The following is a 13,630-nucleotide window of genomic DNA, read 5'->3' on the forward strand; positions in this document are numbered from 1 at the left end:
TTTCACAACGGCCACTGCAAGCCGCCGTGCTGTTCCACCAGGGTTTTGAACTGCGCCTGAATCCGCGCCAGTGCGGCCGGGTTATCGCCCTCGAAGCGCAACACCAGCACCGGCGTGGTATTGGAAGCGCGCAGCAGGCCGAAACCGTCGGCGAATTCGGCGCGCAGGCCGTCGATGGTAATCAGCTCTTGCAGGCCGTCAAACCGGGCGGCCTGAGCCAAATCGGCAATCAGCGCGTGGCCGTCGGCGCCTTCGGGCAGGGCGATATTCAATTCGGGAGTGGACACGCCTTCCGGCAAGGCTTCCAGTACGGCGCTGGGGTTGGGGCTGGCTGAAAGGATTTCCAGCAGGCGCGCGCCGGCATAGAGGCCGTCGTCGAAGCCGAACCAGCGTTCTTTGAAAAACACATGCCCGCTCATTTCGCCCGCCAAAAGCGCGCCGTGCTGCTTGATGGCGGCTTTGATGAAGCTGTGGCCGGTTTTGCTCATCACCGGTTCGCCTCCGTGCTGCTTAATCCACGGCGCCAGCAGGCGGGTGGATTTCACGTCGTAAATCACTTTCGCGCCGGGGTTGCGCCCAAGCACATCTTGCGCAAACAGCATCAGCTGGCGGTCGGGATAGATGATGCTGCCGCTGCGGGTTACCACGCCGAGGCGGTCGCCGTCGCCGTCGAAAGCCAGGCCGACTTCGGCCTCTCCGGCCTGCACGGCACGGATGAGGTCTTGCAGATTGGCGGGCTTGGCGGGGTCGGGATGGTGGTTGGGAAAATGGCCGTCCACTTCGCAAAACAGTTCTTCCACTTCGCAACCCAGCGCATGATACAGCCGCCCGGCAAACGCCCCGGCCACGCCGTTGCCGGCATCGACGGCGATTTTCAACGGCCGCTTCAGACGGATATGGCCGGCAATGTGTTGAATATACTCTTCTGCCACATCCAAACTGCGCACGCCGCCTTGCGGGCTACCTGAAACAAAATCCTGCGCTTCGATGATACCGCGCAACTCTTGAATGCTGTCCCCGGCCAGGGTATTGCCGCTGAGCATCATTTTGAAGCCGTTGTAATCGGGCGGGTTGTGACTGCCGGTAATCATCACACCGCTGCCGGAACAATGCCGCACGGCGGCGAAATACAGCATGGGCGTGGCCACCATGCCCACATCGGCCACCTCCAGCCCGCCTGCGGTGAGCCCGCGCATCAGCGCCGCTTGCAATGCCGGGCCGCTGAGCCGGCCGTCGCGCCCCACGGCAATCTGCCGCAGGCCTTGCCGGGCGGCACGCGTAGCGATGGCGCGGCCGATTTGCTCGGCAGCCTCTTCGGTGAGGGTTTGGCCGACGATACCTCGGATATCGTAGGCTTTGAAAATGCTGGGGGAAATGGGCATGGGAGTTCCTTTGTTTGTTCGGGATAGGGGCTACCTGAAAATATAGGGGCAAACAGAAAACCGCCCCACAACATGCTTGCAGGGCATGAGTATTCAACCTACCAGTTTTAATTTTCAGGTAGCCTTTAAGGGAGATAAAGGCTACCTGCAACCTTATTGCGGTTTGCTGCTGAGCTGTTGCGCTTTCTCAATCAGCTGCACAAACTGGCGGCGCAGGCCGTGGCGGTCGGGGAATTGGGCGTTGCGGGCCAGCTCGAGGGTTTGCGGCCAGCCGAAGTTGCCGCTGTATTTGCCGCCGCGCAAGAGTTCGCCGAAGGCGGCTGCGGCCACGGCCTGGCGGGTGGCGTTGCTGCCTTGGGCGAGCGGTTTGCTGCCCACGGCCACCGGGCGGTTGATGAGGATGCTGTTGCTTTGGCCGGGCAGTTTGTAGCGCAGGTTGATGAAGGCGTATTCGCTGGCGGCTTTATCGTTGGCGGCAGGCGCGGCCTGGTAGCGGCTTTCCGGCAGCCAGCCGGTTTGCCCGGCGGGGATGATTTCATACAGGGCGGTAACGTTGTGGCCGGCGCCGATGTCACCTGCGTCCACTTGGTCGTTGTTGAAGTCTTCGCGGGCGAGCATGCGGTTTTCATAGCCGATCAGGCGGTATTCCTTCACGGTGGCGGGGTTGAATTCCACTTGGATTTTCACGTCTTGCGCCACGGTGGCGAGCGTGGAGGAGAGCTGGCGGTGCAGCACTTTCTGCGCTTCTTCGGGGCTGTCGATGTAGCTGTAGTTGCCGTCGCCGGCATCGGCCAGCTGCTCCATCAGCCGTTCGTTGTAGTTGCCGCTGCCGAAGCCGAGCGTGGTGAGCGAAATGCCGCTTTTGCGTTTTTCGGCCACCATGCTGCGCAGGGTGTTGAAATCGGTGATGCCCACGTTGAAATCGCCGTCGGTGGCGAGCAGGATACGGTTGATGCCGTTGCGGATATAGGCGCGTTGGGCGGCTTGATAGGCCTGTTGGATGGCATTTTCACCGGCGGTAGATCCGCCTGCCTTCAGGCTGTCGAGCGCGGCGAGGATTTTCTGCCGCTGGTTGCCGGGGGTGGGCGGCAGCACGACTTTGTTGCCGTCGGCATAGGTAACGAGGGTGATGCGGTCTTGGGCGCGGGTTTGGTGCGCGAGGGTGCAGAGGGTGTATTTCACCATCGGCAGTTTGTCGCGGCTATACATGGAGCCGGACACGTCCACCAGGAACACGAGGTTGGCCGGCGGCAGCGCGGCCTGGCTCACTTCTTTGGCCTGAATGCCGATGCGGATCAGCTTGGCGCCGCTGCGGAAGGGGGAATCCACGGTTTCGGTGTGCACGGCGAAGGGTTTGCCGTCGGTAGGCTTGGCGTAGCCGTAGTCGAAATAGTTGATGATTTCTTCAATGCGCACGGCATCGGCGGGCGGCAGGCGGCCGGTTTGGGTGAGGAAGCGGCGGATGTTGGCGTAGCTGCCGGTGTCCACATCAATGCTGAAGGTGGAAACGGGCTGCTCAGCCACGGCATGCACAGGGTTGGGCTCATAATGGCCGTAGCGCTCGGTGTTTTGGCGCGGTGGAGCCATTTGGCGAGTGGCCACGGAGCCAACAGCAGCCTCAGCCATTGGTGCGGCATTGGCCGACAAATCTGCGGGGGCAGCACTCTTCACCGCTGCCTGCGGCATGGCGCGTAAGCTGAAGCGGGCACTTCGGGATTCATAATAATCTGGCTGTTCGTCCAAATAACGCGAACAGGTCTGATGAACGCGCTGAGCATTGTCTGCCAACGCAGGCAGGGCAGATACAGACAATAAGGCCAGCAAAATGGTGCGGGCAAACGGCGGTTTGTGCATAGCAACCTCCTTAAGTAAGCAGACAGGGGAAACAGCTGCCATTATATAACCGCCCACGCCGCCTGCAAACCAAACGCCATGCCCTGCCGCCGCTCTATTTTCAGGTAACCTCCATGCCGTTTGAGCCCAGCATTTGGGCGTGGAATTTGGTATCATTCCCCTGCGGGCAAAAGGCTACCTGAAACCGGCCTGCCTAAGCTGAACGGAGGAGAAAATCATGTCTTTCAGAGAAATGAAGCACGCAAACCAGCAGCTATCCAACGAAGAAGCCATCGCCATTTTGCAGCGCGGCAAATCCGGCGTACTCGCGCTACACGGCGACAACGGCTATCCCTACGCCGTGCCGATCAGCTATGTTTACCACGAAGGCAAAATTATCCTGCACGGCGCGCCCGCAGGCCACAAACACGAGCTGCTCGCGCGCGACAGCCACGTTTCCTTCTGCGTGGTGGATCTCAACGACATCGTGCCGCAGGAATTCACCACTTATTTCCGCAGCGCCATCGTGTTCGGCACGGTACGTACCGTTACCGACCCCGCCGAAAAACAGGCTGCGCTCGAAGCCGTGGGGCACAAATACTCTCCTAGCCAAAACGGCCTCCTGCCCTATATCGGCAAACATTTTGATTACGTGAAAGTGATGGTTTTAGAAATCGACCACCTCACTGCCAAAGAATCCATCGAGCTCGTCCGAGCCAAACCAAACCATTCATAACCAAGGAAAATCATGTCAAACCAAGCCCCCTTCCCCACCCTTGCCCCCGGCCTGTTTGTTTCTCCGCAAATCAGCCGCCAAGACATCCTTGCCGCCGCTGCCGCCGGCGTGCAAACCATCATCTGCAACCGCCCCGACGGCGAAGAGCCCGGTCAGCCCAGCTTCGAGCAAATCCTCCACTGGGCGGCCGAAGCCGGTATCCGGCACGTTATTCACCAGCCCATGCTGATGCCGCAAATCGATGCCGCCGCAGCCGCACAATTTGCCCAACACCTGGCCGACCACCCCGCGCCTGCCCTCGCCTACTGCCGCAGCGGCACCCGCAGCAGCTTCTTGTGGGCCATGGGGCAGGCCGCCCAAGGCGCAGACCCGCGCCAACTGCTGCAAACCGCCGCCGCTGCCGGCATCGACCTTACTGCCGCCCTGCCCCGTTTGCAGGAAGCGCAAGCATAGGCTGAGCTGGCCTGCACAATATTAACTTCGATGCAGCTGAGCTTTTCAGGTAGCCTTACCAACCATCCAAAGGCTACCTGAAACGAGTGAAACAGCGTTTCTACAAAGCCAACGCCTCTGCTTCAACAAAGTTAAAACCCGGCCAAAAGTAATAAAAACTTTGAGCAGGCCGTTTTCAGGTAGCCTCATCCGGCAGGCTAAAGGCTACCTGAAACTACCTTAAACAATGTCTTGGTATAGCCCAAGCAGAGTTTCAGCAAAGCTCAAGCCCCGCCCACACAAGAAAGGAGCCGCCCATGCACTATTGGTATTGGTTTATCGCCGCAGCCGCCCTGTTCGTTCTCGAAATGTTCAGCGGCACGTTCTACCTGCTGGTGGCCAGCATCGCCCTGCTCGGTGCAGGCGTGGCCGCCTGGCTCGGTGCGGGCAGCGGCGTATCGCTGCTGGTGTCCGTGCTGCTTTCCGCAGCCGGCATCGCCGCCGTGTACCGCATCCGGCGCAACCGCCGCACCCACGCCGCCGATGCCGAAGGCGATTTGGACATCGGCAACACCGTGCTGCTGCACCAACCCCAATCCGGCAGCCTGTGGCTCGTGCAATATCGCGGCACCTATTGGCAGGCCGAAGCTCCCTTCCCCGCGCAGGCCGGTCAAGCCGCCCGCATCGCCGGGAAATCCGGCAACATCCTGATTTTGCAACCTCTGGAGGAAAACTGATGGATATCGTTACCCTGGCAATCCTATTTGCCGTTATCGTTGTATTCGGCTTTAAAGCCTTCACCGTCGTGCCGCAGCAGGAAGCCTATGTGGTGGAGCGGCTCGGCCGCTTCCACGCCGTGCTCAACCCCGGCCTCAACTTCCTCATCCCCTTCCTCGACCGCGTGGCCTACAAGCACCTGCTCAAAGAAATCCCGCTCGATGTGCCCAGCCAGGTGTGTATCACCCGCGACAACACCCAGCTCACCGTAGACGGCATCATCTACTTCCAAGTAACCGACGCCAAACTCGCCTCCTACGGCTCCAGCAACTACATCACCGCCATCACCCAGCTCGCGCAAACCACCCTGCGTTCCGTCATCGGCCGCATGGAACTGGACAAAACCTTTGAAGAGCGCGACGACATCAACCGCACCGTGGTCGCCTCGCTCGACGAAGCCGCCGTATCTTGGGGCGTGAAAGTATTGCGCTACGAAATCAAAGATCTCGTGCCGCCGCAGGAAATCCTGCGTGCCATGCAGGCGCAAATCACCGCCGAACGCGAAAAACGCGCCCGCATCGCCCAATCCGAAGGCCTAAAAATCGAGCAAATCAACCTTGCTTCGGGCGAGCGTGAAGCCGAAATCAAAAAATCCGAAGGTGAAGCCCAAGCCGCCGTCAACGCCTCGCAAGGCGAAAAAGTGGCCCGCATCAACCGCGCCCAAGGCGAAGCCGAAGCCCTGAAACTGGTGGCGCAAGCCAGCGCCGACGCCATCCGCCTGGTGGCCGACGCCATCAACCAGCCCGGTGGCAACGAAGCCGTTAATCTGAAAGTGGCCGAACAATACGTAGACGCCTTCGCCAAACTGGCCAAAGAAGGCAACACCCTGATTATGCCCGCCAACGTGGCCGACATCGGCGGTCTCGTCTCCGCCGGTATGAGCATCATCAAAGGCCAGCAAGACAAAACGCCTGCGGCTTGATTGCGATTGCTAGGGAATGTGCAAAGGCTACCTGAAACCATTTCAGGTAGCCTTTTGTTATTAATCCCTACCACTTCGGCTCAACCACAGCTGAGAGCGGTAGATGGTCGGAGAGTTGTTGCCATGGTAAACCTTGATGGCTTACCGCGTTTAATACGGTGAGATGGCGGGTGTAGATGCGGTCTAGGCTGAGTATCGGCATTCTTGCAGGGAAGGTTTTCGGCCGTCCGGCAGAAAGATGGGCGAAAGCTTCGTCTAAACCAAGCAGTTGACCGAAGCGGCTGCATGAGCGTTGCCGCCAGTCGTTGAAGTCGCCAGCGAGAATCAGCGGGGCATCGGATGGAATCTGGTGTTCGATATAGTCAGCAATGGTGCGGTATTGCCGTTTGCGGTCAGCCTCACGCAGATTGAGGTGTACGCAGAGGCAGATAAGCGGCCTATCCCAGCCGGGTGGTTGAATTTCGCAATGCAGTACGCCGCGTTGTTCGAGCCGGTTTACCGATACGTTTAGATTAGTGCGCATCTGCAGCGGCAGGCGGCTGAGGATGGCGTTGCCGTGGTGGCGGCCGGCATAGGTGGCGTTTTGGCCGTAGCTGCAGGCAAAAGCGAGCTGCCGGCCAATCACTTCGCCATGTGGCTCGGCAGGAAATTCGGGCACGTTCTGCTGCCGTTTGTGGTGCACGCCCTGCACTTCCTGCAAAAACAGGATGTCGGTATCGAGATGTTGCAGGGCATCGACCATTTGCGGCAGTTGTAGCCGCCGATTTAACGGCGACATGCCTTTGTGGATATTGTAGGTGGTGATGGAAACGGCGCGGCTCATGGTGTGGCGTGGCAAAAAAATTTAATGCTGTTTTTCAGGTAGCATCTTATGTGCCAACCTGCAATACTCTGCTAAATATGGCCTGTCTATGCCATTTTCCAACTGCTTCAGTCAAAACTTTTCATTTCTGCCATATTCAGCCTGTTGGGCATCTATTTCCTGCCAGTTCAAGCTATTTTCAGTCAAAACAAAAGGCTGCCTTTCGGCAGCCTCGGGGAAACACGGCAGCAAATTAACGTTGGAACATATTGCCGTATTTCTGATTGAATTTGTCCACACGACCGGCGCTATCCACGATCTTCTGTTTACCAGTGTAGAACGGGTGGCACTCGGAGCAAACTTCAATGTTGAATTCGGTTTTGCTCATGGCAGATTTAGTGATAAATTTGTTGCCGCAAGAGCAGGTAACATTGACTTCGTGGTAGTCGGGATGAATCTCAGGTTTCATGATTTTTCCTTTAAAAAGCGGGTATAGGGAATTTGCCTATACTACAGACAAGCGGCGAATTGTACTTAAAAACGTCCATTAAGGCAATAGGCTGCGCGCATATTAGGCTACCTGAAAACTTATTTTTCGGCTATTTAGGCTGCGAACGCAACTGCTGCAAATGCGTCCGCACTTGGCGCACGTTCTCTTCGGTAAACAAATCCTCGATATTGCGCCAGATGCTGTGGAAGCCGTAGGGGCCGTGGCGCATTTCGTTTTTGGCTTGCTCCACCGTCCAGCCCTGGTAGATGATGCGGTACATGCCGGCAATCAGGCCGGTGCGGTCGGCGCCGTGGTAGCAATGGATCAACACCGTCCCTTCAGCCTGCTGCTGTTCAATCAAATATAGCGTTTCGGCCACCTGTTTCGGCGTAATCCGCCAAGTGAGCAACGGGCGGTTGAACAGCGCGATACCCCGGTCGGCCAATACTTTGCGGTCGCCGCTACGATTGAAGTAGCGCAGATTCACGACGCTTTTCACATTCAAAGATTGCAACAGCGCCACATCTTCTGCCACCGGCTGCTCGCTGCGGTAGAGTTTGTCATCCACCCGATACAGATTAGCCGCCTTGCTCACCTGCTCCGCCCAAGCCGGCTGCCCGGCCGGCGGCGTTTGCACCTGTGCCTGCGGCTGCGCACAAGCACTCAGCATAAGTGCCAGCAACAGTCCGCCCAAACAGGTTTTATTCATTTTTGTTCCCATTGCGTAATCTCTTTATTTAATTCTGTAACACGCTATTCAAATGAAACTTTCAGGTAGCCTTCTTCGCAATCGCAGGCTACCTGAAAAACAATAACGGCACGCATTGTAAATAAGCATGCCCGTTCCGACAACCGCCGCCGCACTTGGAGGCTTTGTCTAAAAAATGTACAATTCCCAATTTACAGCAGTTCAGCTTTATGCAAATCGGCCCCTACACTGTTTCCCCCACCGTGGCGCTCGCGCCGATGGCCGGCATCACCGATAAACCGTTCCGTATGCTGGCACGGCAATTCGGCGCCGGCTGGACAGTGGGCGAAATGATCAGCAGCAACCCCGATCTGCAAAACACGCGCAAAACCCTCAACCGCATCGACCGCAGCGGCGAAAGCGGGGTGATTGCCGTGCAGATTGCCGGCAGCAACCCGGCTCAAATGGCCGAAGCTGCCCGCTACAACGTGGCACAGGGCGCGCAGCTCATCGACATCAATATGGGCTGTCCGGCCAAGAAAGTATGCCAGGTGCAGGCTGGCAGTGCCCTGCTGCAAAACGAGCCCTTGGTGGCCGAAATTTTACATGCCGTGGTGCGCGCGGTGGACGTGCCGGTTACGCTCAAAACACGGCTGGGCTGGCACGACGAACACAAAAACATCCTCACCATTGCCCGCATGGCAGAAGACGCCGGTATTGCCGCCATCGCCATCCACGGCCGCACCCGCACCCAAATGTATCGCGGCCAGGCCGAATACGGCCTGATTGCTGAAGCCAAACGCCGCCTGAGCATTCCCGTGTGGGTAAACGGCGATATCGACAGCCCGCAGAAAGCCGCGCGCGTATTGGCCGAAACCGGTGCCGACGGCGTGATGATCGGCCGCGCCGCCCAAGGCCGGCCTTGGCTGTTTCGCGATGTGGCGCACTACCTCGCGCACGGCAGCCTGCCGCCGCCGCTGCCTTTTCAGGTAGCCTCCGAAGCCCTGCTCGGCCATATCCGTGCCATGTACAGTTTCTACGGCGAAGTAGCCGGCATGCGCATTGCCCGCAAACACATCGGCTGGTATCTGGCCGACCTGCCGGAAGGCGAGGCCGAACGCCGTCGCCTCAACGCGCTGGAGAGTGCCGAAGCGCAATACAACGGGCTGGCCGCCTTTTTGGCCGCACAGTCCGAACAACACGAATACTGGCCCTGCCCCTGGCGGCAGGCCTGAAACATCGCAAACCGCACGAAGGGAAGCTGGCAATACCCGCTGCCGCACCATGTGCCGGTTTGCCACCCTCATTTTTACACCACAATAATAAAAGGAGAGCAAAATGCTCCGTCAGAACAGCCATATCACTACTTGCATCGAAAACAGCCTGCAGCAATACTTTACCGATCTCGACGGCCAACCGGCACACGACGTGTATCAAATGGTGTTGCAGCAAGTAGAACTGCCACTTTTGCGCTGCGTGATGGCGCATTGCGAAGGCAACCAATCCAAAGCCGCCCAAGTGCTCGGCCTAAACCGCAATACCCTGCGCAAAAAGCTCAGCGCCTACGGCTTGATTTAGCCGCCGCGCCATGACCAATATTTTTCAGGTAGCCTCTTACTCCAAACCACAAGGAACACTAAATGACTCAAATCGGCATCATCATGGGCAGCAACAGCGATTGGGCCGTGATGCAGCACGCCGCCGTCGTGCTCAAACAATTCGGCATCGCCTACGAAACCCGCGTGGTTTCCGCCCACCGCACGCCCGACTTGATGTTTGAATACGCCGAAACCGCCCGCGAGCGCGGCCTGCAGGCCATTATTGCCGGCGCCGGCGGTGCCGCCCACCTGCCCGGCATGGTGGCCGCCAAAACCACCCTGCCCGTGCTCGGCGTGCCCGTGCCCAGCAAATATTTGCGCGGCGAAGACTCCCTGCTCTCTATCGTGCAGATGCCCAAAGGTATTCCCGTGGCTACCTTCGCCATCGGCGAAGCCGGTGCTGCCAATGCCGCCCTCTTTGCCGCCGCCCTGCTTGCCAACCACGACCCCGCACTGGCGGCCAAACTCGCCGATTTCCGCGAAACCCAGCGCCAAACCGTGCTGGCAATGGAACTGCCTGAAGCCGAATAACTAAAACCTTGCTTGCCTAGCCCGTTTGGCCGTGTACTGACTGTGCTTATACAACTCGCTGCCTAGTATGAAAGAAAAAGCTTTAGCAGCAAAATCTACTCTATTCAGGCTACCTGAAAGCAACACCCGCCGTCCGGCAAAATAGCAATTATTGCCAGACAAAGCCGCACAAACCGGCAAAAACGCAAGGATTGTTCGCCAAAACTGCCAAGCTGTGCCACAATCCACCCACTACCCATCTAACCGAGAACCCGCCATGACACAAGAAACCGCCTTGGGAGCCGCCCTTAAATCTGCCGTGCAGACCATGAGCAAGAAAAAGCAAACCGATCTGATTGCCGACCACATCTACGGCAAATACGACGTGTTCAAACGCTTCAAACCCCTGGCCTTAGGCATCGACAAAGACCTCGTTGCCGCCCTGCCCCAATACGACCCCGCCCTGATCGTCCGCGTGCTTTCTAATCACTGTCGCCGTCCGCGCTACCTCAAATCGCTGGCACGCGGCGGCAAGCGCTTCGATTTGAACAACCGTTTCAAAGGCGAAGTCAGCCCCGAAGAGCAAGCCATTGCCCAGCAGCACCCCGCCGTGCAGGAAATGCTCGCCCGCCAAGCCGCCAAGCAGGCCGAACAACAGGCTGCCGAGGCTGAAGCCGCCGTCGCCGAACAGCCCGCCGAAGCCGCAGCGGAAACTGCTGCGCCCGCCGCAGAAACCCCTGCCGCCCCGGCCGCCGAATAAATCCGCAGCCAATAAAGGCTACCTGAAATTTTCAGGTAGCCTTTTACTGTGTTTAAGATGGTACTACCAGATACACACAACGATAGGCTACCTGAAACTTTCAGGTAGCCTCAAACTCTAATCCAACATAAAGGAACACCACATGCGCACACCCATCCTCCTCCCCATCGCCGCCCTGCTGCTCGCTGCCTGTGCCGGCAACCCCCTGCCTCCTCCCACCGCCGACCAACCCACCGACACCTCCATGATCAACACCACCTATTGGACTGCCCAGCCCTATTGCGCCGGCCGTGTGCAATTGCGTCTGCCCGCCGAGCGACGCTACGGCTCAAGAGACCAAGGCCAAACTGAAAACTACCACTACAACGGCTGGCATATCAAACACTACGCCGACGATTGGCGTTTCCTCAACGTCATCCTCACCCAAAGGCGGCAAGGCGGATTTAACCGCTATTTCGATCGGCGTACCGGCCACGGCGAAGGCTATATCGGCGAGCGAGAGCTCATCCCCGGCCGCGCCTTCCTGCAATTCACCCGCAAAACCCCCATGTTCGACGGCAGCCGCCTGAGTGCCAGTCTCGGCATCCGCTACGATGCCGAGCTCATCGTCAAGCTCGGCCCAAACGGCGGTTTCCACACCGACGGCGAATTAAAAATCCCCACCCCGGGCGGCACAGAACCGAACAACTGGCGTGAACAGGAACGCTCACTGCTCAACAAAGCAACGCATGAAATGCGCCGCGACCTCACCTCCCGCCTGCGCGAGCGCCAGCCATACGAAGTACCTAAACATCAAGGTGTATGCATCCCCGACGGCTTCTTCGCCGACAACGGCGATACCCCCTTTAAAGGCAGCTCCCGCGTTTATTTCGCCGGCCAAGACGACACCTACATCATCATCTCCCACGGCCGCAACCCACGCGGCGCTTCCATCGCCAACGGCCGCAACCATCCCGACACCGAAGGCTTGAAAGGCTTTATGCAATCGCTCACCGCCCACGCCGTCCGCCAAGGCCCGCGCACCATCAACGGCATGCCCGGCTACGAAAAAATCAGCCGCTGGGACGGCAACCACTACCTGCTTAGATGGGAGCGCGAAAGCGACCACCTCCTCGTGATGATGCCCTTCGGTACCGAAACCTTCGACGGCACCAAACGCAGCCAGCAGGAAATCTTCGCCATTTGGGACACTGTCCTGACCACCCTCAAACCGGTGGAATAACCCGGCAACCCAAGCAAAAGGCTACCTGAAACAGTTTTTCTGTTTCAGGTAGCCTTAATTTATCGGGTGTAGCACAGCTATTGCCGCACCTCCTTGGGGCAAGCAAATTGATCTGATGGCAGCTTATCTTTTTTCAGACCAGCTGCACCCTATTTCCCGGCATTCAGGTTAACCGGAATCGGATCCGGCGCCTTGTTTGGGCTGTATGCATCAAAATAAATCATCCGCTCCTGCTCATTCCAGCTCAATTTGCGCGATGGGGAGGAATGTTCGGCCAAAACCTTATCCAAGACGGCGCGGCACTGGCCAGCGGGCAGGCGGTATAAGGCCAAGGCTGCATTGGCATCAAACGAAGGCATGGCCTGATCAACGTACCTGCAGCCTACACTGTTGCTCAAGCACGCCCATTCCTCGGCACACAACGGATGGGATTATATCGGAGGCAGGCGGCTTGATGGGAGGCTACCTGAAAACAGCTTTCTAGTTTCAGGTAGCCTCCCCAAAAACGGCAAAACAGGCCGGATTGCTCCGGCCTGTTTCCCTTCGTATCTCTCCCAACTAAGCCGCCACCGGCTGATTGCGCAGCAGGCGGATGAGTTTGGCAATGCGCGCTTTCATTTCACGGCGGTCCACAATTTGGTCGATGGCGCCTTTTTCCAGCAGGAATTCGGCGCGCTGGAAGCCTTCGGGCAGTTTTTCGCGCACCGTCTGCTCGATCACGCGCGGGCCGGCAAAGCCCACCAGCGCGTTCGGCTCGGCCAGCACCACGTCACCCAAAAAGGCAAAGCTGGCAGAAACGCCGCCCATGGTCGGGTCAGTAAGCACGGAAATAAAGGGCAGCTGCTTGTCGCTCAACAGGTGCAGCACGGCGCTGGTTTTGGTCATCTGCATCAGCGAGCTCAGGCCTTCCTGCATCCGCGCCCCGCCGGAAGCGGCCACGCAGATAAAGGAGCAGCCGTTTTCCGCCGCCGTGCGTACGCCGAGCGCGAAACGTTCGCCCACCACCGAGCCCATCGAACCGCCGATAAAGCGGAATTCAAACGCAGCCACCACCACGGGCAGCCCGTCCATTTCGCCTTTCATCACCACCAAGGCATCGTTCTCGCCGGTGGCTTTGCGCGCCGCGCTGAGGCGGTCGGGGTATTTTTTGCTGTCTTTGAATTTCAGGATATCGGTGGGCTTCACCTCGGCGCCGATTTCTTCGCGGCCTGCTTCGTCTAACAGCAGATCCAGCCGCTCGCGGGCGCTGAGCGGGTTGTGGTGGTTGCACTTGGGGCAAACTTGGTGGTTTTGTTCCAAATCGGAGGCATACAGCACTTCGGAGCAGGCCGGGCATTTGCGCCACAGGCCTTCCGGCACGCCGGATTTACCGCTGTCTTCGCGTTTGATTTTCGGGGGGAGGATTTTGTCGAGCCAACTCATGATTTACTCCATTTGCTCCTAATTAGGTTTGCTTTGCCGCTCGGGGCAACAGCCGG

Annotated in this window: 15 protein-coding genes; 9 read left to right on the forward strand and 6 right to left on the reverse strand. The window is 58.3% G+C overall.

The window, feature by feature from the left end; genetic code table 11:
• Positions 1–2: 2 nt before the first annotated feature.
• On the reverse strand, positions 3–1,382 hold the full coding sequence (locus HMPREF2541_RS06715; protein ID WP_070542488.1) for a phosphomannomutase/phosphoglucomutase: 1,380 nt from the start codon (positions 1,380–1,382) through the stop codon (positions 3–5).
• Positions 1,383–1,535: 153 nt separating this feature from the next.
• Positions 1,536–3,236 (reverse strand): vWA domain-containing protein, encoded by a 1,701-nt coding sequence (locus HMPREF2541_RS06720; RefSeq protein WP_083296781.1) that lies wholly within the window; start codon positions 3,234–3,236, stop codon positions 1,536–1,538.
• Positions 3,237–3,453: 217 nt separating this feature from the next.
• Between HMPREF2541_RS06720 and HMPREF2541_RS06725 the strand changes: the two genes are divergently transcribed.
• The 4 genes from HMPREF2541_RS06725 (at position 3,454) to HMPREF2541_RS06740 (ending at position 6,082) form a co-directional block, all read left to right on the forward strand.
• Positions 3,454–3,951 (forward strand): pyridoxamine 5'-phosphate oxidase family protein, encoded by a 498-nt coding sequence (locus HMPREF2541_RS06725; RefSeq protein WP_064104810.1) that lies wholly within the window; start codon positions 3,454–3,456, stop codon positions 3,949–3,951.
• Between the two features lie 12 nt (positions 3,952–3,963).
• On the forward strand, positions 3,964–4,404 hold the full coding sequence (locus HMPREF2541_RS06730; RefSeq protein ID WP_070542491.1) for a TIGR01244 family sulfur transferase: 441 nt from the start codon (positions 3,964–3,966) through the stop codon (positions 4,402–4,404).
• Positions 4,405–4,700: 296 nt separating this feature from the next.
• Entirely contained in the window at positions 4,701–5,120 is a 420-nt protein-coding gene (locus tag HMPREF2541_RS06735) for an NfeD family protein (RefSeq protein WP_070542493.1), read from the forward strand.
• Positions 5,120–6,082 (forward strand): SPFH domain-containing protein, encoded by a 963-nt coding sequence (locus HMPREF2541_RS06740; protein WP_003822981.1) that lies wholly within the window; start codon positions 5,120–5,122, stop codon positions 6,080–6,082. Before HMPREF2541_RS06735 ends, HMPREF2541_RS06740 begins: the two co-directional genes overlap by 1 nt.
• A 67-nt stretch (positions 6,083–6,149) precedes the next feature.
• On the opposite strand, the gene HMPREF2541_RS06745 is transcribed toward HMPREF2541_RS06740, so the two are convergent.
• The 3 genes from HMPREF2541_RS06745 to HMPREF2541_RS06755 form a co-directional block, all read right to left on the reverse strand.
• Positions 6,150–6,905 (reverse strand): endonuclease/exonuclease/phosphatase family protein, encoded by a 756-nt coding sequence (locus HMPREF2541_RS06745; RefSeq protein ID WP_003822983.1) that lies wholly within the window; start codon positions 6,903–6,905, stop codon positions 6,150–6,152.
• A gap of 232 nt (positions 6,906–7,137) precedes the next feature.
• Positions 7,138–7,353 carry a 50S ribosomal protein L31 gene (gene rpmE, locus HMPREF2541_RS06750; RefSeq protein ID WP_003822986.1) on the reverse strand — a complete coding sequence of 72 codons (216 nt, stop codon included), beginning with the start codon at positions 7,351–7,353 and terminating at the stop codon, positions 7,138–7,140.
• 130 nt (positions 7,354–7,483) lie between these two features.
• Complete coding sequence (locus HMPREF2541_RS06755; protein WP_246824978.1) at positions 7,484–8,083, reverse strand: phosphatase domain-containing putative toxin; 600 nt, start codon at positions 8,081–8,083, stop codon at positions 7,484–7,486.
• 209 nt (positions 8,084–8,292) lie between these two features.
• On the opposite strand from HMPREF2541_RS06755, the gene dusB reads away from it, so the two are divergent.
• The 5 genes from dusB to HMPREF2541_RS06780 all read left to right on the forward strand — a co-directional run bounded on the left by dusB (position 8,293) and on the right by HMPREF2541_RS06780 (position 12,152).
• Positions 8,293–9,297, forward strand: a complete 1,005-nt coding sequence (dusB, locus tag HMPREF2541_RS06760; RefSeq protein WP_070542494.1) for a tRNA dihydrouridine synthase DusB — start codon at positions 8,293–8,295, stop codon at positions 9,295–9,297.
• Positions 9,298–9,400: 103 nt separating this feature from the next.
• Entirely contained in the window at positions 9,401–9,640 is a 240-nt protein-coding gene (gene fis, locus HMPREF2541_RS06765; RefSeq protein WP_049258047.1) for a DNA-binding transcriptional regulator Fis, read from the forward strand.
• A gap of 62 nt (positions 9,641–9,702) precedes the next feature.
• Positions 9,703–10,191 carry a 5-(carboxyamino)imidazole ribonucleotide mutase gene (gene purE / locus HMPREF2541_RS06770; RefSeq protein WP_070542497.1) on the forward strand — a complete coding sequence of 163 codons (489 nt, stop codon included), beginning with the start codon at positions 9,703–9,705 and terminating at the stop codon, positions 10,189–10,191.
• Positions 10,192–10,447: 256 nt separating this feature from the next.
• Entirely contained in the window at positions 10,448–10,930 is a 483-nt protein-coding gene (locus tag HMPREF2541_RS06775; protein WP_070542500.1) for a ProQ/FINO family protein, read from the forward strand.
• A 142-nt stretch (positions 10,931–11,072) separates the two neighbouring features.
• On the forward strand, positions 11,073–12,152 hold the full coding sequence (locus HMPREF2541_RS06780) for a T6SS immunity protein Tli4 family protein (protein WP_070542502.1): 1,080 nt from the start codon (positions 11,073–11,075) through the stop codon (positions 12,150–12,152).
• A gap of 558 nt (positions 12,153–12,710) precedes the next feature.
• Here HMPREF2541_RS06780 and accD read toward each other — a convergent pair.
• A complete protein-coding gene (accD, locus tag HMPREF2541_RS06790) occupies positions 12,711–13,574 on the reverse strand; it encodes an acetyl-CoA carboxylase, carboxyltransferase subunit beta (protein WP_070542505.1) in 864 nt (287 codons plus the stop codon).
• Positions 13,575–13,630 lie beyond the last annotated feature (56 nt).

This window comes from Eikenella sp. HMSC061C02, assembly GCF_001809035.1.
Lineage (GTDB): Bacteria > Pseudomonadota > Gammaproteobacteria > Burkholderiales > Neisseriaceae > Eikenella > Eikenella corrodens.

Excerpts from the sequence above, each read along its gene's own strand:
- HMPREF2541_RS06715 (WP_070542488.1), bottom strand. The coding sequence starts at position 1,382 with ATGCCCATTTCCCCCAGCATTTTCAAAGCCTACGATATCCGAGGTATC.
- HMPREF2541_RS06720 (WP_083296781.1), bottom strand. The coding sequence starts at position 3,236 with ATGCACAAACCGCCGTTTGCCCGCACCATTTTGCTGGCCTTATTGTCT.
- HMPREF2541_RS06725 (WP_064104810.1), top strand. The coding sequence starts at position 3,454 with ATGTCTTTCAGAGAAATGAAGCACGCAAACCAGCAGCTATCCAACGAA.
- HMPREF2541_RS06730 (WP_070542491.1), top strand. The coding sequence starts at position 3,964 with ATGTCAAACCAAGCCCCCTTCCCCACCCTTGCCCCCGGCCTGTTTGTT.
- HMPREF2541_RS06735 (WP_070542493.1), top strand. The coding sequence starts at position 4,701 with ATGCACTATTGGTATTGGTTTATCGCCGCAGCCGCCCTGTTCGTTCTC.
- HMPREF2541_RS06740 (WP_003822981.1), top strand. The coding sequence starts at position 5,120 with ATGGATATCGTTACCCTGGCAATCCTATTTGCCGTTATCGTTGTATTC.
- HMPREF2541_RS06745 (WP_003822983.1), bottom strand. The coding sequence starts at position 6,905 with ATGAGCCGCGCCGTTTCCATCACCACCTACAATATCCACAAAGGCATG.
- rpmE (WP_003822986.1), bottom strand. The coding sequence starts at position 7,353 with ATGAAACCTGAGATTCATCCCGACTACCACGAAGTCAATGTTACCTGC.
- HMPREF2541_RS06755 (WP_246824978.1), bottom strand. The coding sequence starts at position 8,083 with ATGAATAAAACCTGTTTGGGCGGACTGTTGCTGGCACTTATGCTGAGT.
- dusB (WP_070542494.1), top strand. The coding sequence starts at position 8,293 with ATGCAAATCGGCCCCTACACTGTTTCCCCCACCGTGGCGCTCGCGCCG.
- fis (WP_049258047.1), top strand. The coding sequence starts at position 9,401 with ATGCTCCGTCAGAACAGCCATATCACTACTTGCATCGAAAACAGCCTG.
- purE (WP_070542497.1), top strand. The coding sequence starts at position 9,703 with ATGACTCAAATCGGCATCATCATGGGCAGCAACAGCGATTGGGCCGTG.
- HMPREF2541_RS06775 (WP_070542500.1), top strand. The coding sequence starts at position 10,448 with ATGACACAAGAAACCGCCTTGGGAGCCGCCCTTAAATCTGCCGTGCAG.
- HMPREF2541_RS06780 (WP_070542502.1), top strand. The coding sequence starts at position 11,073 with ATGCGCACACCCATCCTCCTCCCCATCGCCGCCCTGCTGCTCGCTGCC.
- accD (WP_070542505.1), bottom strand. The coding sequence starts at position 13,574 with ATGAGTTGGCTCGACAAAATCCTCCCCCCGAAAATCAAACGCGAAGAC.